Source organism: Pseudomonas sp. PDM30, assembly GCF_019218985.1.
GTDB classification, from domain to species: Bacteria; Pseudomonadota; Gammaproteobacteria; order Pseudomonadales; family Pseudomonadaceae; genus Aquipseudomonas; species Aquipseudomonas jessenii.
Genome location: NZ_JAHUWM010000006.1, coordinates 114,532 through 137,270, shown reverse-complemented (window position 1 = coordinate 137,270; position 22,739 = coordinate 114,532). Strand labels below are relative to the sequence as shown.

Below are 22,739 nucleotides of genomic sequence, written 5' to 3'. Positions count from 1 at the left end.
ATGGCCTCAGCGGTTGGCGTCGGAGTGAGTCATGGCGGTGTAGAACAGCCAGGACACCAACAGGATGATCAGGAAGTACACCAGCGAGAATGCGGCGGCCGGCCCCAGGTCGAACTGCCCGATCGCCATTTGCGTCAGGGTCTGGCTCAAGAAGGTCGTGGAATTGCCCGGACCGCCACCCGTAAGCACGAAGGGCTCGGTGTAGATCATGAAACTGTCCATGAAGCGCAGCATCACCGCGATCAGCAGCACACTCTTGAGCTTGGGCAACTGGATATGCCGGAACACCGCCCAGGCCGAGGCACGGTCGATCCGCGCCGCCTGGTAATACACATCCGGAATCGCCCGCAGGCCGGAGAAGCACAACAGCGCCACCAGCGAGGTCCAGTGCCAGACGTCCATCACCAGTACGGTGACCCAGGCGTCCATGGTGTTCGCCGCATAGTTGTAGCTGATGCCCATGGTCTTGAGGCTCGCCCCCAGCAGACCGATGTCGGCCCGGCCGAAGATCTGCCAGATGGTGCCGACCACGTTCCACGGGATCAGCAACGGAATCGCCAGGATGATCAGCACCACCGACGACCAGCGCCCCTTGGTCGGCATGGTCAGGGCAATCGCAATCCCCAGCGGGATTTCGATCAACAGCACGCAGGCCGAGTAGATGAACTGACGCAGCAACGAGTCGTGCAGGCGCGGATCGAGCAGCACCTGCTTGTACCAATCGGCGCCGACGAAGTAGCGGCTGGACTGGTCGAAGATGTCCTGCACCGAATAGTTGACCACGGTCATCATCGGGATCACCGCACTGAACGCCACCAGCAGGAACACCGGCAGCACCAGCCACCAGGCCTTGTTGTTCTGCACCTTGTTCATGGCTGCGCCTCTTGGTTGGCATTGGCTTCGAGCAGGAATTCATCGGCGTAGACCATCAGCCACTGTGCCGGAAAACTGATGTACGCCGTGCCTTGCGGCACCGGCTTGTCTTCGGCCAGGCGCACTTTCAGGGGGACGCCATCGAGGTTGAGGGTCATGATCTTGTAGGTGCCCAGGTCTTCGACGTGTACGACCTGTGCCCGCAGAGCGTCATCAAAGGCTTCGTCCCACACATGGACGAACTCCGGGCGAATGCCGACCTTCAGGGTTTTCCACTCCGATTCAGCAATACGCTGCTGCATCGCCTCGGACAGCGGCAGGTGAGTCGAGGCGAAACCGACGCCACCCGGTTGCGGCTGCACCTCGATCAGGTTCATCCCGGGGCTGCCAATGAAGTAGCCGACAAAGGTGTGGCTCGGGCGCTCGAACAACTCCCTTGGCGTACCGAACTGCACGATCTGCCCGCCGTACATCACCGCAATCTTGTCGGCGAAGGTCGAGGCCTCCAGCTGATCGTGGGTGACGTAGACCATGGTGATGTTGAACTGTTCGTGGATCTGCTTGAGCTTGCGCCGCAGTTTCCACTTGAGGTGCGGGTCGATCACCGTCAGCGGCTCATCGAACAGAATCGCCGACACGTCGTCGCGCACCAGCCCACGCCCCATGGAGACTTTCTGTTTTTCGTCGGCGGTGAGGTTGCGGGCCTTTTTGCTCAACAGGTTCTGCAGGTCGAGAACTTCGGCGATTTCCTGCACCTTGCTATGCACCCGGGCCTCGGCCATGCCCTGATTGCGCAGCGGAAAGGCCAGGTTGTCAAACACCGTCATGGTGTCGTAGACCACCGGGAACTGGAAAACCTGGGCGATGTTGCGCTTCTCCGGGGTCAGGTTGTTGACCGCTTTACCGTCGAACAGCACATGGCCCTGGGACGGGCTGAGCAGCCCGGAAATGATGTTGAGCAAGGTCGATTTGCCACAGCCCGAAGGGCCAAGCAACGCGTAGGCGCCACCCTGCTCCCAGATGTGGTCCATCTCGCGGATCGCGTAGTCCTCCGGCCCCGCCGGAGTCTTGGTGTAGCTGTGGGCGAGGTTCTGCAAACGGATTTCGGCCATCAGGCAACCCTCGTGACACGCCGGCCCGGCGCCTGGACCAGCCGCCCCTGCGTATCGAACACAAACAGTTTATGGGTCGGGATGTAGATGCGGATCGGCGCATCGACGTCGTATTCGTGAACGCCGGGCAAGTGCAGCACCAGCAGGAAATGCTCGTTGCGCACGTGCAGAAAGGTTTCCGAGCCACTGATTTCCGCGACTTCGACAGTCACCGCCAATTCGAGGTCATCGTCGTTGCTCGGCACCAGCGAGATATGGCTGGGTCGCACGCCGAAACGGAACTCGCCCTCGCCTACCGGGCGCAGATCGACATTCAGCGGGAAGTGCACGAAATTGGCGAAACTCACTTCGTTGCCGGCAATGCGCCCCGGCATCAGGTTGATCGGCGGCTCGGAGAACAGCTCCGCCGCCAGCACCGTTTGCGGCTGATGATAGACCGACGAAGACTGGCCGCTCTGGATCACCCGGCCTTCGTGAAGAATGGTGGTGGTGCCGCCCAGGGCCAGGGCCTCGTTGGGCTCGGTGGTGGCGTAGATCGCGATGGTGTGGCGCGCCTTGAACAGCTCGCGCATTTCCTGGCGCAGTTCTTCGCGCAACTTGTAGTCGAGGTTGACCAGCGGCTCGTCGAACAGGATCAGCTCGGCATCCTTGACCAGCGCCCGGGCCATGGCCGTGCGTTGTTGCTGACCACCGGAAAGCTCCAGCGGATAGCGTTTGAGAAACCTCTCGATGCGCAGCATCTTCGCGGTTTCCAGCACCTTGCTCTGAATTTGCTCGCTGGAAACACCGGCCTGACGCAGCGGCGAGGCGATGTTGTCGAACACTGTCATGGTCGGGTAGTTGATGAACTGCTGATAGACCATCGACACATTGCGCAAGCGCACGGGCCGTTGGGTGACGTCGACGCCGTTCATCAGGATGCGGCCGCTGTCGGGCTTGTCCAGACCGGCCATCAGGCGCATCAGGCTGGTTTTGCCGGACAAGGTGCGACCCAGCAAAACGTTGAAGGAACCGGGTTCAAAACTCAGGTTGGCATCGTCGATCCAGGTCTGGCCCTCGACGGTGCGGCTGACGTGTTCCAGGGTGAGTGACATGGCTCGGCCTTTTTCTTATTGGAGTCAAGCGACCGGAGCTGTATAGCGACATTTGTGCCAGAAATTGCAAACGATTGATTCAGTTTGAAATTCCTGAAAATGACTACAGAGTCACGTTCATTGCTGAACACAAATGAACAACCGCGACTGAACAACTGAACACTTCAACGGTTGACAATGAACATTAGTGAACAACACTCTACAGACCGTATTCCGGCCCTTGTAGGAGTGAGCTTGCTCGCGATGGAGGTCAACGTGACGAGGGCTGCCTGAAGGAACGAGGCGACCTCACGTCCATCGCGAGCATGCTCGCTCCTACACAGGGCGCCATGTGTAATTGAATAACAACAATAAAAGCTTGCTCAGAGATCGACTGCCATGGCCGCACCCGCATCGCCGTTGTCCCACGACGCCATCATCCAGGACTCCTGGTCCCGTTGCCGCGCGTTCGGCCTCAGTCATCAGAGCACGCCGGCATTCGACCAATTGCCGGCCGCAGGCATCGCGCAATTGCTGGAGAGCCAGCATTCACTGGTGCAAACCACCCATCAGGAAGTGCTGCCCTACTACGAGAACATCCTGAGCAACTCCAATTGCCTGATCATGCTCGCCGACCATCAGGGCCAGGTGCTCACGTCGTGGGGCACCCAGCGCTTTATCGAACCGAAACTGGCCCGGGGTTTCAGCGCCGGCGCCAGCTGGATGGAACGCTGCACCGGCACCAACGCCATTGGCACCGCCCTGGCCTGCGAGCAAGCGGTGCACATCGAGCACGACGAACATTTCCTCAAGGCCAACCGCTTCATGACCGGTTCCGCCGCGCCGATATTCGATACCGAGCGCAAGGTGATCGCGGTGCTGGACGTGTCCAGCGACAGCTACCTGCCGCCCTCCCACACGCTGGGCATGGTCAAGATGATGAGCCAGACCGTGGAAAACCGGTTGATCCTCAACCTGTTCCATGGCCAGCATTTTCAGCTGACGTTCAACACCGGGCTGAACAACCTCGACAGTCAGTGGGCCGGATTGCTGATATTCGATGAAACCGGCCAGGTGCTGTCGGCCAACCGCCGGGCCGACAACCTGCTGGGCATCAGCCTGTCGCGGGTCAGTGTCGAAAGCCTGTTCAAGGTCTCGCTGCTGGAGTTGCTGAATCAACCCGAAGGCTTGCCCTTCTCGCTGCAGGCTTCCGGGCGCAACCGCTTCCAGTGTCTGCTGAAAAGACCCAAGCAGGTTCCGATTCAGCCGCGAGTGTTCGCCGAACCTGCCGTGACTGCGCCAACACCGGCCGCGATCAGCCTCAACACCCTGCACTTCGGCGACAGCCGCGTGGAAAAAGCTGTGCGCCAGGCCGAGCGGTTGCTGGAAAAAGACATTCCGCTGTTAATCCACGGCGAGACTGGCGTCGGCAAGGAAGTTTTCGTCAAAGCCCTGCATCAGGCCAGCTCTCGCAGCAAACAGGCGTTTATTGCGGTGAACTGTGCAGCGATCCCCGCCGAACTGGTCGAGTCAGAGCTGTTCGGCTACGAGAAAGGCGCGTTCACCGGCGCCAACCAGAAAGGCAGCATCGGCCTGATCCGCAAGGCTGACAAAGGCACGCTGTTCCTCGATGAAATCGGCGATATGCCACTGCCAACCCAGGCGCGACTGTTGCGGGTGTTGCAGGAGCGCTGCGTGCAGCCCGTGGGCAGCAGCGAGTTGTTTCCTGTGGACTTGCGCATCATTTCAGCGACCAATCGCTCGTTGCGCGAACAGGTACAACTGGGGCGGTTTCGTGAAGATCTGTATTACCGCATCGGCGGCCTGACCCTGGAACTGCCACCGTTAAGAGAGCGCAGTGATAAAGAGGCGTTGTTCAAACGCCTGTGGGAACAGCATCGCGAGCCAAGCCAATGGGCCGGACTGAGCCGCGAGGTATTGGAGCTGTTCGAGCGCCATCCGTGGCCGGGAAACCTGCGTCAGGTCAGCAGCGTGATGCAGGTGGCGTTGGCCATGGCCGAGGAACAACCGATAAGGCCGGAGCATTTGCCAGATGATTTTTTTGTCGATCTGGAGATGGAACCGGTGGAGTCGCAGGAGCCGTTGGCGGTTGATCTTGATGATGCCGAGGAGTTGAATCGGCAGCTGCAGGCGGTTGGGGGGAATATTTCCCATCTGGCGCGGCGGTTGGGGGTTAGTCGCAATACCCTTTACAAGCGGTTGCGCCAGACTGAATGACGAGTGAATCGCAGCGGTAATATTCGGCTTGAGACCATCGCGAGCAAGCTCGCTCCCACAGTGTCCGTGTCGAACACAAAATCTGCGCATACCACAGAACCTGTGGGAGCGAGCTTGCTCGCGGTGGCGTCTGCCCTGTCAACACAAGCCTGGAGTCCAACCGCAAAAACAAAAACCCGCACAAGGCGGGTTTTGTTTTACAGCGGGATCAAGCAATCAGTCAGCCAGACGCCAGGTCGTGCCGCCCTTGCCGTCCTCCAGCACCACGCCCATGGCGGTGAGCTGGTCGCGGATGCGGTCGGATTCGGCCCAGTCCTTGCCGGCGCGTGCCGCCAGACGCGCGGCAATCAGCGCCTCGACTTCAGCGGCATCCACGCGCCCTTCGGCGCCGGCCTGCAGGAAGTCATCGGCTTCGAGTTGCAACACACCCAACACGCTGGCCAGTTCTTTCAAACGGGCTGCCAGACCGGCCGCTGCGTTCAGATCGCTCTCGCGCAGACGGTTGATCTCGCGAACCATCTCGAACAGCACCGCGCAGGCTTCCGGCGTACCGAAGTCGTCGTTCATCACCTGGGTGAAGCGCTCGACGAAGGCTTCGCCGCCCGCCGGAACCACGTTCGGCAGGCCTTTCAACGCGTGGTAGAAACGCTCCAGGGCGCCTTTGGCGTCCTTGAGGTTGTCTTCCGAGTAGTTGATGGCGCTACGGTAGTGGCTCGACACCAGCAGGTAACGCACGACTTCCGGGTGGTACTTGTCGAGCACGTCGCGAATGGTGAAGAAGTTGTTCAAGGACTTGGACATCTTCTCGCCATTGATACGGATCATGCCGCAATGCATCCAGGCGTTGGCGTAGGTCTTGCCGGTGGCCGCTTCGCTTTGGGCAATTTCGTTTTCGTGGTGCGGGAACTCAAGGTCGCTGCCGCCGCCATGAATGTCGAAGGTCTCGCCCAGGCAGCAGGTGGACATCACCGAGCACTCGATGTGCCAGCCCGGACGCCCGGCGCCCCACGGTGATTCCCAGCTCGGTTCGCCCGGTTTGGCGGCTTTCCACAATACGAAGTCCAGCGGGTCCTGCTTGGATTCGTCGACTTCGATGCGTGCGCCGATGCGCAGGTCTTCGATCTTCTTGCGCGACAGCTTGCCGTAGCCCATGAACTTGCCGACGCGGTAGTACACGTCGCCATTGCCCGGGGCGTAGGCGTAGCCCTTGTCGATCAGGGTCTGGATCATCGCGTGCATGCCAGGGATGTGATCCGTGGCACGCGGCTCCATGTCCGGCTTCTTGATGTTCAGGCGCGCTTCATCTTCGTGCATCGCCGCGATCATGCGCTCGGTCAAGGCTTCGAACGACTCGCCGTTCTCGTTGGCCCGATTGATGATCTTGTCGTCGATGTCGGTGATGTTGCGCACGTAGGTCAGGTCGTAGCCGCTGAAGCGCAACCAGCGCGTCACCAGGTCGAACGCGACCATGCTGCGGCCGTGGCCCAGGTGGCAATAGTCGTACACGGTCATGCCGCACACGTACATGCGCACCTTGTTGCCATCGAGTGGCTTGAAGACTTCTTTGCTCTTGGTGAGCGTGTTGTAGATCGTAAGCACGTTTATTCCTTGACGCTAAATCACTGGCCCCACGAATCACGCAGGGTCACGGTACGGTTGAATACCGGCTGACCTGGTTTCGAGTCCTTGAGATCGGCGACGAAGTAACCTTCGCGCTCGAACTGGAAACGGTCTTCCGGCTGTGCATTGCCCAGCGAAGGCTCGGCACGACAACCGGTGAGTACCTGCAGCGAATCAGGGTTGATGTTGTCCAGGAAACTGGCGCTGTCTTCGGCCTTCTCCGGGTTCGGAGAACGGAACAGACGATCGTACAGACGCACTTCGCACTCGACGCTGGCAGCGGCCGGCACCCAGTGGATCACGCCTTTGACCTTGCGACCTTCCGGGTTCTTGCCCAGGGTGTCCGGATCGTAGGAGCAACGCAGTTCGACGATGTTGCCATCGGCGTCCTTGATCGCTTCGTCGGCGCGGATCACGTAGCTGCCACGCAGACGCACTTCACCGGCCGGCTCCAGGCGCTTGTAGCCCTTCGGCGGCTCTTCCATGAAGTCGTCACGGTCGATGTAGATTTCACGGGCGAACGGCAACGCGCGCACGCCCATGTCTTCTTTCGGGTGGCACGGCAGTTCGAGGTTCTCGACCTGGCCTTCCGGGTAGTTGGTGATCACGACTTTCAGTGGACGCAACACGCACATGGCGCGCGGGGCGCTGTGGTCGAGGTCGTCGCGGATGCTGAATTCGAGCATGCCGAAGTCGACCACGCCGTCGGAACGGTTGGTGCCGATCATTTCGCAGAAGTTGCGGATCGATTTAGGCGTGTAGCCACGGCGGCGGAAACCCGACAGCGTGGACATGCGCGGGTCGTCCCAGCCGTTGACGTGCTTTTCATCGACCAGCTGCTTGAGCTTGCGCTTGCTGGTGATGGTGTAGTTCAGGTTCAGGCGGCTGAACTCGTACTGGCGCGGGTTGGCCGGTACCGGCAAGTGCTCGAGGAACCACTCGTACAGCGGACGGTGGCTTTCGAACTCCAGGGTGCAGATCGAATGGGTGATGCCTTCGATGGCGTCCGACTGACCGTGGGTGAAGTCGTAGTTGGGGTAGATGCACCACTTGTCACCGGTCTGGTGGTGGTGCGCGTGACGGATGCGATACATGATCGGGTCACGCAGGTTCATGTTCGGCGAGGCCATGTCGATCTTGGCCCGCAGCACCCGTGCGCCGTCCTTGAACTCGCCGGCTTTCATGCGGGCGAACAGGTCCAGGTTCTCTTCGACGCTGCGGTCGCGGAACGGGCTGTTCTTGCCCGGCTCGGTCAGGCTGCCACGGTATTCCTTGGCTTGTTCCGGGGTCAGGTCGTCGACGTAGGCATTGCCGGACTTGATCAACTCCACCGCCCAGTCATGCAACTGGTCGAAATACTGCGAGGCGTAGCGCACTTCGCCGGACCATTCGAAGCCCAGCCATTTGACGTCGCTTTCGATCGCGTCGATGTATTCCTGGTCTTCCTTGGCCGGGTTGGTGTCGTCGAAACGCAGGTGCGTGACGCCGCCGAACTCCTGGGCCAGGCCGAAGTTCACACAGATCGACTTGGCGTGGCCGATGTGCAGGTAGCCGTTGGGTTCAGGCGGAAAACGGGTGACGATCTGCGTGTGCTTGCCCGAGTCCAGGTCTGCCTGGATGATCGGCCGCAGGAAGTTGACCGGCACGGCAGGGCCGGTCTTGGCATTCGAGGTAGGGTCGACAGTGGGCTTGCTCATAGGATCCTTGAACGTACAAGTGCGTGGCCGTAATGAAGGCCGGACAAAACAAAGCCGCTATCATAGCCGATGCCGTCAAGTACCTGACAGAGCGCACTCTGTAAACCGTCGCATTTAATAGGCCGCAAATGAAAAAACAGCCTCGAAATTCGCGTCTGGCACGCTAAACTGCGCACCTTGGCCAAAAAGGCTGAACCGGTGGCGGGACGAGATGTTCCAACACCACGAATTCCTCTAGTGAGTAACGATCATGACCCAAGTCAAACTGACTACCAACTTCGGTGACATCGTCCTCGAACTGAACGCCGACAAAGCCCCGATCACCGTGGCCAACTTCGTTGAGTACGTTAAAGCCGGTCACTACGAAAACACCGTTTTCCACCGTGTCATCGGTAACTTCATGATCCAGGGCGGCGGTTTCGAGCCAGGCATGAAAGAAAAGAAAGACAAGCGCCCAAGCATCCAGAACGAAGCCGACAACGGTCTTTCCAACGACAAATACACCGTCGCCATGGCCCGCACCATGGAGCCGCATTCGGCTTCCGCACAGTTCTTCATCAACGTGGCGGACAACAGCTTCCTGAACCACAGCGGCAAGAACGTTCAGGGCTGGGGCTACGCGGTATTCGGTAAAGTGACCGCCGGCACCGACGTTGTCGACAAGATCAAAGGCGTGGCCACCACTTCCAAGTCCGGCCACCAGGACGTACCGGCAGACGACGTGATCATCGAGAAAGCCGAGATCATTGAGTGATATTGCTGATTTCAGATTTACATCTGGAAGAGGAGCGCCCGGACATTACCCGGGCGTTTCTGGATTTGCTCGCCGGACGCGCCCGCTCGGCGAGTGCGTTGTACATTCTGGGCGACTTCTTCGAGGTGTGGATTGGCGACGACGCCATGACACCCTTCCAGCGTTCCATCTGCCAGGCCCTGCGCGAATTGAGCGACAGCGGCACGGCCATTTTCCTGATGCACGGCAATCGCGACTTCATGTTGGGCAAGGCCTTCTGCAAAGCAGCCGGCTGCACCTTGTTGAAGGATCCGAGTGTCGTGCAGTTCAACGGCGAGCCGGTGCTGCTGATGCACGGCGACAGCCTCTGTACCCGCGACGAAGCCTATATGAAGCTGCGTCGCTACCTGCGCAACCCGATCACCCTGTTCATCCTGCGGCATCTGCCGCTGCGCACCCGGCACAAGCTGGCGCGCAAACTGCGCAGTGAAAGCCGTGCGCAAACGCGGATGAAGGCCAATGACATCGTCGATGTCACGCCCGAAGAGATTCCGCGGATCATGCAGGAATTCGGCGTGAAGACCTTGATCCACGGGCACACCCACCGCCCCGCGATTCACAAGTTGCAGCTTGGCGAGCAAGCGGCCCGGCGCATTGTGCTGGGGGATTGGGATCGTCAAGGGTGGGCATTGCAGGTGGATGAGCAAGGGTTTGCGCTGGCGCCGTTTGATTTCACTCCGCCACCGCAACTGGCAGCACCCGCGAACTGAAGGCTGTAGGAGATCCATGTGGGAGCGAGCTTGCTCGCGATAGCGGATTAACATCCAACATCTTTGTTGACTGATCCACCGCTATCGCGAGCAAGCTCGCTCCCACATGGGTTCCACTGCGTTTGTCAGTGCCCCGCGGAAGCCTCTGGCCCGGCCTTCGCCGTAAACGGCGGCTTCGCCAGCCAGACAATCAGTATCAACCCCACGAACATCCAGCCCAGCAAGGTGAAGTAGTCCACCGTGGACATGATGTACGCCTGGCTGATCACCATCTGGTCCAGCTGCGTATAGGCCTTGGCCCCTGCCCCGCCCAGGTGGGTCAGCGCTTCGCGGGTCGCCGGATCGAAGGGGGTGATGCTTTCGGTCAGGTAGGCGTGGTGCTGGTCCGCCCGACGAATCCAGATCCAGGTGGTCAACGACGCCGCGAAACTGCCGCCCAAGGTCCGCAAGAACGTCGCCAGCCCCGAACCGTCGGCAATCTGGTTCGGTGGCAGGTCCGAAAGCAGGATGGTCAGGGTCGGCATGAAGAACAGCGCTACGCCGATCCCCATGAACAGCTGCACCATGGCGATGTGCTGGAAGTCCACTTCATTGGTGAAGCCTGCGCGCATGAAACAGCTCAGGCCGATGGCCAGGAACGCCCCGCCCGCCAGCAGGCGCATGTCGAATTTCGGTGCGTACTTGCCGACAAACGGCGCCAGCAGCACCGGCAGGATCCCCAGCGGGGCCACGGCAAAACCGGCCCAGGTCGCGGTATAGCCCAGCCGCGTTTGCAGCCACTGCGGCAAAATCAGGTTGATCCCGAAGAACCCGGCATAGCCCAGGATCAGCACGATGGTGCCGTAGCGGAAGTTACGATGGGCGAACAGGCGCAGGTTGACCACCGGGTGTTCGTCGGTCATTTCCCAGATCACGAAGAACGCCAGGGCCACCACCGAAATCACCGAGCCGATCACGATGAAGCTGGATTCGAACCAGTCGGCATCATTGCCCTTGTCGAGCACGATCTGCAGAGCCCCGACGCCAATGATCAGCGCGATCAGACCGACGTAATCCATCGGTTGGCGGCTGGTGACCACCGGGCGCTTTTTCATCTGCTGGGTGACCACCCATGCCGCGAACAGGCCGATCGGCACGTTGATGAAGAAAATCCACGGCCAGCTGTAGCTGTCGGTGATCCAGCCGCCGAGGATCGGCCCGGCAATCGGCGCGACCACCGTGACCATCGCCAGCAGCGCTAGCGCCAGCCCCCGTTTCGCCGGGGGGTAAACCGCGATCAGCAGGGTCTGGGTCATCGGGTACAGTGGCCCGGCCACTACCCCTTGCAGCACCCGGAAGCCCACCAGCTCCGGCATCGAGGTGGAAATCCCGCACAGGAACGAAGCCAGCACGAACAGCAATGTCGCCCAGACAAACAGCTTCACTTCGCCGAAACGCCGACTGAGCCAACCGGTCAGCGGCAAGGCGATGGCGTTGCTCACCGCAAACGAGGTGATCACCCAGGTGCCCTGCTCCGAACTCACGCCCAGGTTGCCGGAGATCGTCGGCAACGCCACGTTGGCGATGGTGGTGTCGAGCACTTGCATGAAGGTCGCCAGCGACAGGCCGATGGTGCTGAGCAACAGGCTGGGCGGTGTGAAAGACGCGTTATTGCTCATCGCAAATCCTTTGAAACTCGGCTAGCGCCGCTAACCCTGTGGGAGCGAGCTGTGGCGAGGGGGCTTGCCCCCGTTTGAGTGCGCAGCACTCACAAGATCTTCGATACATCGGAAATTTTGGGACTGCTTCGCAGCCCAACGGGGGCAAGCCCCCTCGCCACAGCTCGCTCCCACAATTTCCGGTTGATGACGGACTGGCGAATCAGCGTTGCGCGGTCTTGCTGACCGCGGCGCTGTTGTCGTGGATCAACTGGGTGATCATCGCGTCGGCCTCGGTCAGCTGACGGTCGTAGACGCTGGTGCTGAACGAAGCCTTCTGCGGCGGCTGTTGTGCCAGCACCGGCCCGCTCTGGTCGTGCAGGTCCACATCGACCATGGTCGACAGGCCGACCCGCAGCGGATGTTTGGCCAGCTCCTCGGCGTTGACGTGGACTCGCACCGGCACGCGCTGCACGATCTTGATCCAGTTGCCGGTGGCGTTTTGCGCTGGCAGCAAGGCAAACGCACTGCCGGTCCCGGCGCCGAGGCTGTCGATGGTGCCGCTGTATTTGACGCTGCTGCCGTACAGATCTGTCTCGATCTCCACCGGTTGGCCGATGCGCATGTCACGCAACTGGGTTTCCTTGAAGTTGGCGTCGATCCACAGCTGATCCAGGGGAATCACCGCCATCAACGCGGTACCCGGTTGCACGCGCTGGCCAAGTTGTACAGAACGCTTGGCCACGTAACCGGTCACCGGCGCAATCAAGGTGCTGCGGGCGTTGTTCAGGTAGGCCTGACGCAGTTGCGCGGCGGCGGCCATCACGTCCGGGTGCGATGAAACCACGGTGTCATCGACCAGCGCGCTGGTGGTCTTGAGCTTTTGTTCGGCATTGGCCAGGGCGTTTTGCGCCGAGGTCAGGTCGTCGCGGGCGTGGGACAGCTCTTCCTGGGAAATCGCCCCGCCGGCGGCGAGGTTCTTGCGGCGGCTGAAGTTGTCCTGGGCCTTTTGCACTTCGGCTTTCTGGGCGTTGACCTGGGCCTTCATGCCGTCCACATCGCTATACAAGCCACGCACCTGACGCACGGTACGCGCCAGATTGGCCTGGGCATTTTGCAGACCGATTTCGGCGTCGTTCGGGTCGAAGTTCACCAGCACCTGGCCTTCGTGCACCAGATCGCCATCATCGGCGCCGATGCTGACCACGGTGCCGGTGACCAGCGGCGTGATTTCCACCACGTTGCCGTTCACATAGGCGTCGTCGGTGCTTTCGCTCCAGCGCCCGTAGAATTCGTGGTAGGCCCAGACACCCGCGCAACCGAGCACGACGACGGCAGCCAGGACCAGCAGCATGAACTTGCGCTTGCCCGAATTGGGGTTGCCCTGGGTGTTTTCAGGAGGTTGAGTTGTATCGGCAGTGGCCATGACAAGTACCTTGAATTAGTGGGTCAGCGTGGCTGACGTGGCGTTGGCCGAGGCGATGGCCTCAGGCTGGAAACCGCCGCCCAGCGCCTGCATCAATTGGATCGACAGGTCAATCTGCTCGGCATTCAGGTTGGCCAACTGGCGCTGGGCCTGGAGCAATTGCTGCTCGATGCTGAGCACGTCCAGGTAGTTGCCGATGCCGGAACCGTAACGCTGGACCACGGTGTTGTAGGAATCCTGGGCGATGTCGGTGGCGTGCTGCTGGGCGGCGATCTGCCGGCCGATGTCACGCAGCTGGTTGACGCTGTCGCTGACATCCCCCAGCGCCTTGACCAGGCTTTTGTTGTACTGCGCCACGGCGAGGTCGTAATCGGCGTCGCGGGAATCGAGGTCGGCGCGCAAGCGGCCACCGTCGAAGATCGGCACAGAGATCGTCGGTGCAATGTTGAAGAAGCGGCTGGCCGAACCAAATATCGCATCGCCCAGCAAGGATTCGGCGCCGGCAGCGGCACTGAGGTTCAGGTTGGGATAGAACCGGGTCTTGCCGGCGTCGATGCTTTTGCTCGCCGCTTCGACCCGCCAGCGCGCGGCCACCAGGTCCGGGCGACGCCCCAGCAACTCGGCCGGCAGCACCGAAGGTAGCGCTACCGCACTCGGCTGAAGAATGTTGGGTCGGGCAATTTCATTGCCGCGGTCCGGGCCTTTGCCGAGCAGAACGGCCAGGGCAATTTTCGCGCTGTTCAAGCGTTTTTCGGCGTCGATCAGGTTGGCCTGGGAAGTGGCTTCCAGGCTTTCGGTCTGCTGGAACTGGTACTGGCTGTCGATCCCGGCAGTCAGGCGCCGCTGGCTGAGGTCGAGCATTTGCCGGGTGCGCTTGAGGTCTTCGTTGGACAGGTCGTAGACGATGTGCGCCTGACCGAGATCGCTATAGGCCCGGGCGACATCGGCGGCCAGCGTCAGTTGCGCAGCCTGCTGGTCGACTTCGGCGGCGCGAGCCTGGCCGAGGGCCGCTTCCCAGGCATCGCGTTGACCGCCCCACAGGTCGAAGTCGTAGTTGAAACCGGTGCTGATGTTGCGAACGGTGGCGTAAGCGTCACCCTGCCCGAGCGGGTCCTGGTCCCGGGCCAGGCGCGAGCGGCTGATACCAGCGCTGGCATCCAGGGTCGGCATCCTCGCAGCGTCGGCTGCAGAAGCGGCAGCGCTGGCCTGATGGGCACGGGCATCGGCGATCTGCATGTCCGGGCTGTCGCGCAGGGCCTCGCGGATCAGGCCATCGAGTTGTGGGTCGCCGAGGCTTTTCCACCAGTCGCTTTTTGGCCAGGCCGCGGGGGACAACGTCACACCGCTGAGGGATTGCCCGGCCTTGAGGGTCTTCGCGTCGAGGCTGACGCCTTCGGTTTTCAGGCCGCTGTAACTGGCGCAACCGGCGACGCTCATGGCCAACAGCACCAGGCTCAAGCCGGTACGCAAGGGGTTACTGCTCATTTGTCACCTACCCGCAGCAGCGTGATCGCGTCACCGGCTGCCACCAAAATTTTCTTCAGGATCAACTCCAGGGTTTTCAGTTCTTCCGGAGTGATGGCACCGGCCAGTTCATTCATGGCTTCGGCGCCGATGTGCGGCAACCGCCCGGCGAGCTTCTGCCCTTCTTCCGTGAGCACAAGCTGCACCTGGCGGCGATCTGCCTCGGAGCGTTGGCGGGCAAGGAAACCTTTCTGTTCCAGACGATCGAGCATGCGCGTCATCGAGCCGCTGTCCAGGGACAGGTGACGGCATAACTCGCCCGGCGAATCGACGCCGTACTGGGCGATGATGATCAACACCTTGAACTGCGCAGCGGTGATGCCGTGGGGTTCCATGTGGGTGTCGATGATCCGGTCCTTGAGCAGCGCGGCACGCCCGAGCAACAGGCCGAGATGGCAATTCTGGAAATCTTCCGGGGAGAAATGTTTCATCTGACCACCAATTAGCTGCCTAGGCAGTGAATGTATGTCAAGATGTTACTGCCTAGGCAGCGAATGTCAACGCAATAGTTAGCATGCTTAGTAAATAGCTGATCAATGGCGTCGGAATTTGTTGCGGCCACACTGACGCCATCGCGAGCAAGCTCGCTCCCACAGGGATCGCACTGGACCTTGTAGGAGCGAGCCTGCTCGCAATGGGGGCGACTCGGTTTTAACGAAAACGCAGGCCTAGAAATCCCGCTTGTAGAAGATGTCCAGCGAACTGGCCACGCCGCCGGCGGCTTCGAGGTAGACCCTCTTGCTCAGTTTGTAGCGCAGGGCAATGGTGTTGGCCGGTTCGAACACGCCGACGCCATAGCGCAGGCTGAGCTTCTCGGAAATATTGCCGCTGGCCACCACACTGGTGGCATCGCCACTGCCCTGGGTGTCCAGCTGGAAGTCCTGGATGCCCAGGTTCTTGGCGATGCCGCTGGTCACCCCGGAGCTACCCATCAAGCCCAACCCGAGGGCCGCCTGGGCGAGCATGTTGTTGTCTTCGCCATTGCTGCTCAGCGGACGCCCGAGCACCAGATAGGACAGGGCCTGCTCCTGGCTCATGGCCGGTTCGGAGAAGATCTGCGTGGTCGGCTGCTCGGCGCTGCCACTCAAACGAATGCCGGCGATGATGTCGTCGGTCTTGCGAATGGCCTCGATGTCCAGGTACGGCTGATCGATGGGACCTGCAAACAGCAAGCGTGCCCGGCGCACCGATAGCCGCTGGCCGTAGGCGCGATATCGCCCATCGTTGAGCCACAGCTCGCCACGGGTGTCCATGTTGTCGCCGATGTGCACATGCCCCTGCACGTTCGCGGTCAGGCCAAATCCTGCAAAGCTCAGCTTGTCCTCACCGACCAGCACTTCGATGTCCATTTTCATTGCCAGCGGCGGCTTGCCCTCCTCGGTCTGCTGACCGACGATCACCGTGTCATCGGAGACCTTGACCGTCGATGGCGGCAACTCGCGAATGGTGATGTCGCCCCTGGGCACCAGCACTTTGCCGGCGATGGCCAACTCATCGCCCTTCATCGAGATTTTCAGGTCAGGCGCGACTTCCAGCTTGGCGTAAGGCTCGACGGTGACTGGCAACTGCGAACCCTTGAGCGCCAGATCCACCACCAGCGCCTGGCCCCACGCGACGTTGCCGTTCAGGCTGCCATGCCCGGCCTTGCCGCTGTCCCAGCCACCGTTCAGTTGCACGCTTTCACCGGCGATGAGCGCCTGGAGGTGCAGATTTTTCAGCTCCATCGGCAATTCAGGCCCGGAGATCTGACCGTCGCTGAGTTGCAGGCTGCCATTGACTTGCGGTGCCAGCAGCCCACCGGAAATCGTGCCGCTGCCATTCAAGCGCCCGGTCAGTTTTTCGACCATCGGCACGAACGGTCGCGCCACCGACAGGTCCAGCCCGCTCAAGCGGAACGAGCCGCTCAACGGTTTGTTCTTCGGCAACGGATTGAGCTGCGCCTGCACCATCAGTTCGCCGAGTTTGCCACCGACGAAGTTGAGCTCGGTGTCGATGCGCTTGGGCGTGAGTTTGCTGGTGAGTTTCAGGGTCTGGTACGGGAAGTCCAGCCACTGATCCTTGTCCTTGATGCGCAACGTGCCGCCGCCGGCATCGACGCTGACCTGGCCGTTCGGGCCACTGGCCGGCAGGTCCAGTTGCAGGTCGGCGTTGAGCCGGCCCTGCCAGGCGAAATCCTTCGGCAACCACTGCGCGAGGCTGTCGATCGGGAATTGCTTGAGGTGATAACGCAGCTTCGGCTCGGGCATCAGGCGCGAGTCTTCACCGCAGAGGCTGGCCTGGCCGGAGGCCCAGCAATGGGCGCCAAAGGTGATTTTGCCGTCCGCCAGACGTTCGAGTTTCGCCGGCCCTTGCAGCTTCCAGTCCTGGCCACCGGCCTGGATATCACCGCTGGCCAGGCGTCCGCGCCAATTGCCTTTGTCCAGCGCACCGTCCAGACCCAGCGCCAGTTTCAGCTTCGGCCCTTGCAGATCGAGGTTCAGCTTCTGGTTCTTGATATCGCCCTGGCCGCTGGCGGTCAGGGTTCCCAGTGAAGTGTCACCGGCCCGGATGCCGCTGCCCTTGAGGTCGACTTTCGCCCGTTGCGCACTGTCCAGCGTGGCGTCCAGGTTCAGGCTTTGCAGGCGATTGTCCTGGAAAGCCAGTTGCGAACCTTGCAGGTCAAGCTTGCCTTGGGGCGCCTTGAGTGTGCCGGCGACATCCACGCGGCCATTGAGCTGGCCCCGCAGTTGCGGCCAGAGCTGGGCCAGGCGCGGCAACTTGAGATCGATCTGGCCGGCGAGTTTCTGTTGCAGGCTGCCTTTGCCGCTGATGCTGTTGTCGCCGAGGCGAACTTGCAGGGTATTGAGGTTCCATTGCTCGCCATGGCCATCGGCCTTGGCCTGGATCACTGCTGGCTGACCGCGCAGTTTGCCCTTGAGGTCCAGGTCGGCATTGAGGCTGAGCACCTCGTTCTTCATCTCACCCGTGCTGCGCAACGGCCCGGCCAGTGTGCCCGGCAGCTCCGCGACCCAGTACGCCGGGTTGATCGCCGACAGGTCCAGCGCGGTGTCCCAGGCAATGCCGTCGGCAAATTGCAGGTTCAGGTGCCCTTCAGCCTTGCCCTGCCCAGCCTGGAGTTGAATCTGTTGCAGGTAGATTTTCGTCAGATCGCCCGCGAAAGGGCTGGCCAGGGTGAAGGCGCCGGCCGGACCATCCGCCGCCGCGGCGAAATGCCCGAGGTACTTGCCGTCGGTGTAAGAGACTTCGCCGGTGAACGTGCGAAGCGCTACCTGCGGTTCGTCGATGAGCGGATAGAGCCTGTGCCACGGGAAATCCAGCCAGTCGATCTTCGCCTCGGCGCTCAAGCCCTTGCTCCAATCCAGCTGTCCGGTGAGCTTGAGGCTTTGCTTGTCGTTGGCGGTCAGGTCCAGCGCGGCGATCTGCGCGCCCTTGGCGTCGACCTTGCCTTGCAGCGCCAGGGTGACGGGCCCTTGCTCAGCGGGCAGCGTGGCTTTGCCGAGCAGCGCGTAGCCGTTCTTCAAGTCGCCTGCCCCCGTGAGTTCAAGCTGATTGAGTTGCAGGGTGTCCGGCAGATCGGCACTGGGCTTGAAGCCGTCGGCGGTGATCCGCACCTCGGCCGGCAGGTTTTCCACCAGCGGTTGCAGTTCGCCGGCCAGTTGCCCGTTGAGGTAACCGCTGCTGTCGGCGTTCAGGTTCAGGGTCTTGAGCAGGTCGCCGTCGACCTTCAGCGCCAGCGCCAGCGGCTCAGGCGTCGACAACAGGGTCAACTTGCCGGAGGCGCTGAGGGGCCAGTTGCCGGAGGGCTGCAACAGGCCGGACAGGTTCAGGCTCAGGTCATCGCGCTGCAACGACACCGCGTCGATCTTCAAACCGGCCGTCGTCCAGTGCGCCGCCAGTTGCAAGCCCTTGAGCTCTTCGCTGCCGTTGAACAACAGGCTGCCGACCTTGATCTCTCCCAGTTCGAGGGCCAACGGTAACTTCAGCTCCGGGAGCGTGATCGGGCCGCTGTCTGGCTCTTCGGCACCCGGCGGGAACGTCAGGCTGACCTGATCGGCCTGCAATTGCTCGATGCACAGGGTCATGCGGGTCAGGCACAACGGCGACCAGGCGAAAATCACCTTGCTCAGTTCAACCCGGTTGCTGTCCTGCTGCCACAGCACCCGGTCGGCACTCCACTGCCCGCCCAGCCGGCCCTGGAAGTTTTCCAGGGTCAAGCCCGGCACGAAACCCAATGCCCAGCGGCTGCCCGTCGCCGTGCCCAGCACCGTGGCCAGCGTCAGGACAACCACTGCCAGCAGCGCCGCCATCGTCAGCAGTGTTGCTTTCAAACCACGCTTCACAACTCAGGCCCCATGGAAAAGTGCAGTCGAATACCGCCATCGTCGTCCAGCGCGTGGGCCAGGTCGAGGCGGATCGGCCCCACCGGCGATACCCAGCGCACGCCGATACCGACCCCGGTCTTGAGGTTCGGCAGTTCGAGTGTGTTGAAGGAGTTGCCCTGATCGACAAAGGTCGCGATCCGCCATTTTTCGGCGATGGAATACTGATACTCCGCGCTGGCGGCGACCATGTAGCGGCCACCAATGCGGTCGCCGTCGGAGTTTTCCGGGGACAGGCTCTGATAGTCGTAGCCACGCACGCTCTGGTCGCCACCGGCGAAGAAGCGCAGCGATGGCGGCACCGATTTGAAACCGTTGGTGGCACTGCCGCCGACCTGCACCCGCCCGAGGAGGCGGTGTTTATCGAACACCGTGGTCAGGCCTTTGACCAATGCCGTGCCGTAGAGCAGGTTGCTGTCGGAACCCAGACCTTCCTTGGCCACTTTGGATTCGAATTGCAGGCGATAGCCGTTGTGCGGGTCGATGCGGTTGTCGCTTTTGAGGTACGAATAGCTCACACCGGGCATCAGCAAGGTACTGAGTCCCGAGTCATCGCCCAGTTGGTAATCCTCGCGCTGCCACTTCAGCGACACCACCCGTTGCCAGCCGCTGGGCAGTTTGCTGTGCCACTCGGGGCCGAGGGTCAGCAGCTTGCTGTGGCTGTCCTTATCGGCGATTTCTTCATTCTGGTAGCCACCGGCAAAACGCAGTTTGTCGGTCAGTGGCGGGTCCAGCGGAATGTCGTAGAACAGCCCGACGTTTTGCCGAGGTGCCGAGACTTCGGTTTCCCAGCCATAACTGTGCCCTTGCGCGTTGACCCAGTGCCGGGTCCAGTTGGCCTTGGCCCGCGGGCCGACGTCGGTGGAGAAACCCAGGCCCAGGCCCATGGTCCGCGGCTTGCGGGTTTCGAGCTTGACGTCCACCGGGATCGCCTCGTCCCTGGACGCCGTGGGTGCCGCGTCCACGCGCACGCCTTCGAAGTAGCCGCTCGATTGCAGGTTCTGGTTGAGTTCGGCGATCAGCTCCGAGTCATACGGCGTGCCGGTCTTGAACGGCACCATGCGTTGCAACAACTCGTCATCGAACGGCGTATCGCCCTCGAAACTGACCTTGCCCAAGGTATAGCGCGGACCGCTTTCATAGATCAGTTCGATATCGGCGACGCCGGCACGGGGGTCGACCGACAGTTTTGAACGGGTGAAACGGCCGCTGAAAAAGCCATAACGCGAAGCCTGATTCTGGATCAGGCGCTTGGCGTCCTCGTAATGCCCATGGTTGAGCACGGCGCCGGGCTTGAGCGCGTCGCTTTTGGGAATTCGAAAGGCCTTGAGGGAGGCTGCCGGACCGTCGACACGTACCGTGACGTTGCGCAAGTGCACCGGCTCGCCGGGGTCGACCGTCAACACCAGGCGCGGCTTTTCGCCGCCCTTCACTTCACTGTCGATGTGCGGCTGATAATAGCCCAAGGCCTGGGCGGCCTTGCGCGCCTGTTCTTCGGCGCCACGGCTGAAGCGCAGCAACGCTTCTTCATCGCGATCGCCGAGGCTGCCGATATAGCCTTCGATATTGGCTTTCAGCTCGTCATTGGACGGTTTGATCCGTACATCCAATTCGCTTTGTGCCAGCGCTGCGCAGCTGGTCATCAGCATCAGCACACCGCTGGTAATTCTTCCTGGAAACTTCATAGGCGCGGATGCTATCACGAGCATGGATCATGAACATGGAAGCGTGATAGAGCCTGACATGCAAAGAAAGTTCGCCGTTCAAGCGGTTGCAGTATGTAACACCTGGGGATTGGGGTGAAAAAACACGTGCTCGCGAATCGGTCCTACGGCAACTTCACCGATTTCCTGATAGCCCTGGCGCTTATAGAACTCCAGGTAGCGAGGGTTCCCGGTATCGAGGATCACGCCCTGTGAATTTTCATCCACTGCGCACCAGTTGTGCACGGCTTGCAATAGTTGTTCACCGAAATGTTTTCCCTGGAACTGCGGATGAACCCCCAGCAACGGCAGGACGTGCACCGAGTCGTTCGGTAGACAGGCTTCCACGGCATCGTGATATTCGAGGTAGCGACGGGTGCAGCGAAATCCTGTGCTGAGCACCATGCGCAGGCGCCAGGCCCAACTTTCGGTGACGCCGAGGCGACGTTGCGGCGGTGCGATCAGGGCGATACCGATCAGGCGGTCGTTGACCAGCAGGCCGATGGCCGGCAGGTCCTGAAAAAAGTGCTGGGTCACCAACTCGCGCACTGTGGCGCGAACCCGCTGTTCGTAGCCGGGGCGCTCGGCTTCGAACAGATAGCCGAAGGTCGGCTCGTGTCGATAAGCCTGGTACAGCAACGAACGCGCTTCGCGGCCGTAGCCGCTGTCGAGCATGTGAATATCGGCGATGGCGGTCGAGGTTTCGGGCATGACGGTTGATCTCCCCGGCACAGCTCGGGTGGCTGCGCTCTTGTTGTTACGAGCCTGTTGGCGCTGACACAGTTCCGAAATGAGTGTAGGCAATGAAATCGCCTTCGCGAGCAAGCCCGCTCCCACAGGTGATGCGCCAGCCTTGCTTTTGTGGGAGCGAGCTTGCTCGCGAAAGGGCCATCACTGCCCATACACATCTGACAGGCAAAACCGAATCCCCTCACCCCACTCTGGCCCGATTCCCACATGTCAGCTAGCATCGCCCTTTTGCCAGGACTGCCGACCATGAAGATCGTCTCCTTCAACATCAACGGGCTGCGCGCCCGCCCCCATCAGCTGGCGGCGCTGATCGAAAAGCACCAGCCCGATGTGATCGGCTTGCAGGAAACCAAGGTCCACGACGAACAGTTCCCGCTGGCCGAGGTGCAGGCCCTGGGTTATCACGTGTACTTCCACGGGCAAAAAGGCCATTACGGCGTCGCCCTGCTCTCGCGCCAGGAGCCGCTGGCCCTGCATAAAGGTTTCGCCACCGACGAAGAAGACGCCCAACGACGCTTCATCTGGGGCACCTTCGCCGACGCCAACGGCGTACCGGTGACCATCATGAACGGTTATTTCCCACAGGGCGAAAGCCGCGACCACCCGACCAAGTTCCCGGCCAAGCAGCGTTTCTACGGCGATTTGCAGCAATTGCTGGAAAGCCAGTTCAAGAACGACCAGCCGCTGGTGGTGATGGGCGATGTGAACATTTCCCCGGAAGACTGCGACATCGGCATCGGCCCGGACAACATGAAGCGATGGCTGAAAACCGGCAAGTGCAGCTTCCTGCCGGAAGAGCGCGAGTGGATGGCCCGTCTGAAGAACTGGGGCCTGGTCGACAGTTTCCGTCACTTGAACCCGGACGTGACCGACACCTTCAGCTGGTTCGACTATCGCAGCCGTGGCTTCGAAGACGAGCCCAAGCGTGGCCTGCGCATCGACCTGATCCTCGCCTCCCACGGCCTGTTGCCACGGGTGAAGGCTGCCGGTGTGGACTATGAACTGCGAGGCATGGAAAAACCTTCGGACCATGCGCCGATCTGGCTTGAGTTGAGCTGATTCAGGACCAACCACAATCCCCTGTGGGAGCGAGCTTGCTCGCGATAGCAGTCTTACATTCAACATCGATATTGAATGTAAAGGCCCCATCGCGAGCAAGCTCGCTCCCACAGGGGACCACCACTGCAACTTGTCATTTTTCGGA

At 61.1% G+C, this 22,739-nt stretch carries 16 protein-coding genes; 4 read left to right on the top strand and 12 right to left on the bottom strand.

All coding sequences use genetic code 11. The features are described from left to right. Positions 1 to 6 precede the first annotated feature (6 nt). Genes KW840_RS15950 through KW840_RS15940 form a run of 3 tightly spaced genes read right to left on the bottom strand, consistent with a single transcriptional unit; the run spans position 7 to position 3,079 of the window. Positions 7 to 873, bottom strand: coding sequence for a carbohydrate ABC transporter permease (locus KW840_RS15950; protein ID WP_218496195.1), 867 nt, complete (start codon positions 871 to 873; stop codon positions 7 to 9). Then, positions 870 to 1,985 carry an ABC transporter ATP-binding protein gene (locus KW840_RS15945; protein ID WP_057714146.1) on the bottom strand — a complete coding sequence of 372 codons (1,116 nt, stop codon included), beginning with the start codon at positions 1,983 to 1,985 and terminating at the stop codon, positions 870 to 872. The genes KW840_RS15950 and KW840_RS15945 overlap by 4 nt, the downstream gene beginning before the upstream one ends. Further along, positions 1,985 to 3,079, bottom strand: a complete 1,095-nt coding sequence (locus KW840_RS15940; protein WP_218496194.1) for an ABC transporter ATP-binding protein — start codon at positions 3,077 to 3,079, stop codon at positions 1,985 to 1,987. Before KW840_RS15940 ends, KW840_RS15945 begins: the two co-directional genes overlap by 1 nt. A 378-nt stretch (positions 3,080 to 3,457) precedes the next feature. Here KW840_RS15940 and KW840_RS15935 point away from each other — a divergent pair, with 378 nt between their 5' ends. Beyond that, the gene (locus KW840_RS15935) at positions 3,458 to 5,296 is read left to right on the top strand and encodes a sigma-54-dependent Fis family transcriptional regulator (protein WP_218496193.1); all 1,839 of its coding nucleotides are present in this window, start codon (positions 3,458 to 3,460) and stop codon (positions 5,294 to 5,296) included. 216 nt (positions 5,297 to 5,512) lie between these two features. Here KW840_RS15935 and cysS read toward each other — a convergent pair whose 3' ends face one another. Together cysS and KW840_RS15925 are read right to left on the bottom strand one after the other, a co-directional pair. Next, positions 5,513 to 6,895 carry a cysteine--tRNA ligase gene (gene cysS / locus KW840_RS15930; protein ID WP_218496192.1) on the bottom strand — a complete coding sequence of 461 codons (1,383 nt, stop codon included), beginning with the start codon at positions 6,893 to 6,895 and terminating at the stop codon, positions 5,513 to 5,515. A gap of 20 nt (positions 6,896 to 6,915) precedes the next feature. Next, positions 6,916 to 8,613: a glutamine--tRNA ligase/YqeY domain fusion protein gene (locus KW840_RS15925; RefSeq protein ID WP_150812606.1), complete on the bottom strand. Its 1,698-nt coding sequence runs from the start codon at positions 8,611 to 8,613 to the stop codon at positions 6,916 to 6,918. Between the two features lie 250 nt (positions 8,614 to 8,863). Here KW840_RS15925 and KW840_RS15920 point away from each other — a divergent pair, with 250 nt between their 5' ends. Then, on the top strand, positions 8,864 to 9,367 hold the full coding sequence (locus KW840_RS15920) for a peptidylprolyl isomerase (protein ID WP_008053603.1): 504 nt from the start codon (positions 8,864 to 8,866) through the stop codon (positions 9,365 to 9,367). Next, positions 9,364 to 10,116: a UDP-2,3-diacylglucosamine diphosphatase gene (gene lpxH, locus KW840_RS15915; RefSeq protein ID WP_090456633.1), complete on the top strand. Its 753-nt coding sequence runs from the start codon at positions 9,364 to 9,366 to the stop codon at positions 10,114 to 10,116. The genes KW840_RS15920 and lpxH overlap by 4 nt, the downstream gene beginning before the upstream one ends. A 125-nt stretch (positions 10,117 to 10,241) precedes the next feature. Here the strand turns inward: lpxH and KW840_RS15910 are convergent, their stop codons facing one another. From KW840_RS15910 to KW840_RS15880, 7 genes are all read right to left on the bottom strand, one after another. Then, positions 10,242 to 11,774 (bottom strand): DHA2 family efflux MFS transporter permease subunit, encoded by a 1,533-nt coding sequence (locus tag KW840_RS15910; RefSeq protein WP_090456635.1) that lies wholly within the window; start codon positions 11,772 to 11,774, stop codon positions 10,242 to 10,244. A 202-nt stretch (positions 11,775 to 11,976) separates the two neighbouring features. Beyond that, the gene (locus KW840_RS15905) at positions 11,977 to 13,179 is read right to left on the bottom strand and encodes an efflux RND transporter periplasmic adaptor subunit (protein ID WP_057714140.1); all 1,203 of its coding nucleotides are present in this window, start codon (positions 13,177 to 13,179) and stop codon (positions 11,977 to 11,979) included. Between the two features lie 15 nt (positions 13,180 to 13,194). Then, positions 13,195 to 14,664, bottom strand: a complete 1,470-nt coding sequence (locus KW840_RS15900) for an efflux transporter outer membrane subunit (RefSeq protein ID WP_218496190.1) — start codon at positions 14,662 to 14,664, stop codon at positions 13,195 to 13,197. After that, positions 14,661 to 15,134 carry a MarR family winged helix-turn-helix transcriptional regulator gene (locus KW840_RS15895; protein ID WP_090456640.1) on the bottom strand — a complete coding sequence of 158 codons (474 nt, stop codon included), beginning with the start codon at positions 15,132 to 15,134 and terminating at the stop codon, positions 14,661 to 14,663. Before KW840_RS15895 ends, KW840_RS15900 begins: the two co-directional genes overlap by 4 nt. Positions 15,135 to 15,371: 237 nt before the next feature. Beyond that, complete coding sequence (locus KW840_RS15890) at positions 15,372 to 19,043, bottom strand: translocation/assembly module TamB domain-containing protein (RefSeq protein WP_218496189.1); 3,672 nt, start codon at positions 19,041 to 19,043, stop codon at positions 15,372 to 15,374. Next, positions 19,040 to 20,767 carry an autotransporter assembly complex family protein gene (locus tag KW840_RS15885; RefSeq protein ID WP_102671588.1) on the bottom strand — a complete coding sequence of 576 codons (1,728 nt, stop codon included), beginning with the start codon at positions 20,765 to 20,767 and terminating at the stop codon, positions 19,040 to 19,042. Before KW840_RS15885 ends, KW840_RS15890 begins: the two co-directional genes overlap by 4 nt. Before the next feature lie 78 nt (positions 20,768 to 20,845). After that, positions 20,846 to 21,496 carry an N-acetyltransferase gene (locus KW840_RS15880; protein WP_218496187.1) on the bottom strand — a complete coding sequence of 217 codons (651 nt, stop codon included), beginning with the start codon at positions 21,494 to 21,496 and terminating at the stop codon, positions 20,846 to 20,848. Positions 21,497 to 21,781: 285 nt separating this feature from the next. On the opposite strand from KW840_RS15880, the gene xthA reads away from it, so the two are divergent. Next, positions 21,782 to 22,594, top strand: coding sequence for an exodeoxyribonuclease III (xthA, locus tag KW840_RS15875; RefSeq protein ID WP_057714133.1), 813 nt, complete (start codon positions 21,782 to 21,784; stop codon positions 22,592 to 22,594). Positions 22,595 to 22,739 lie beyond the last annotated feature (145 nt).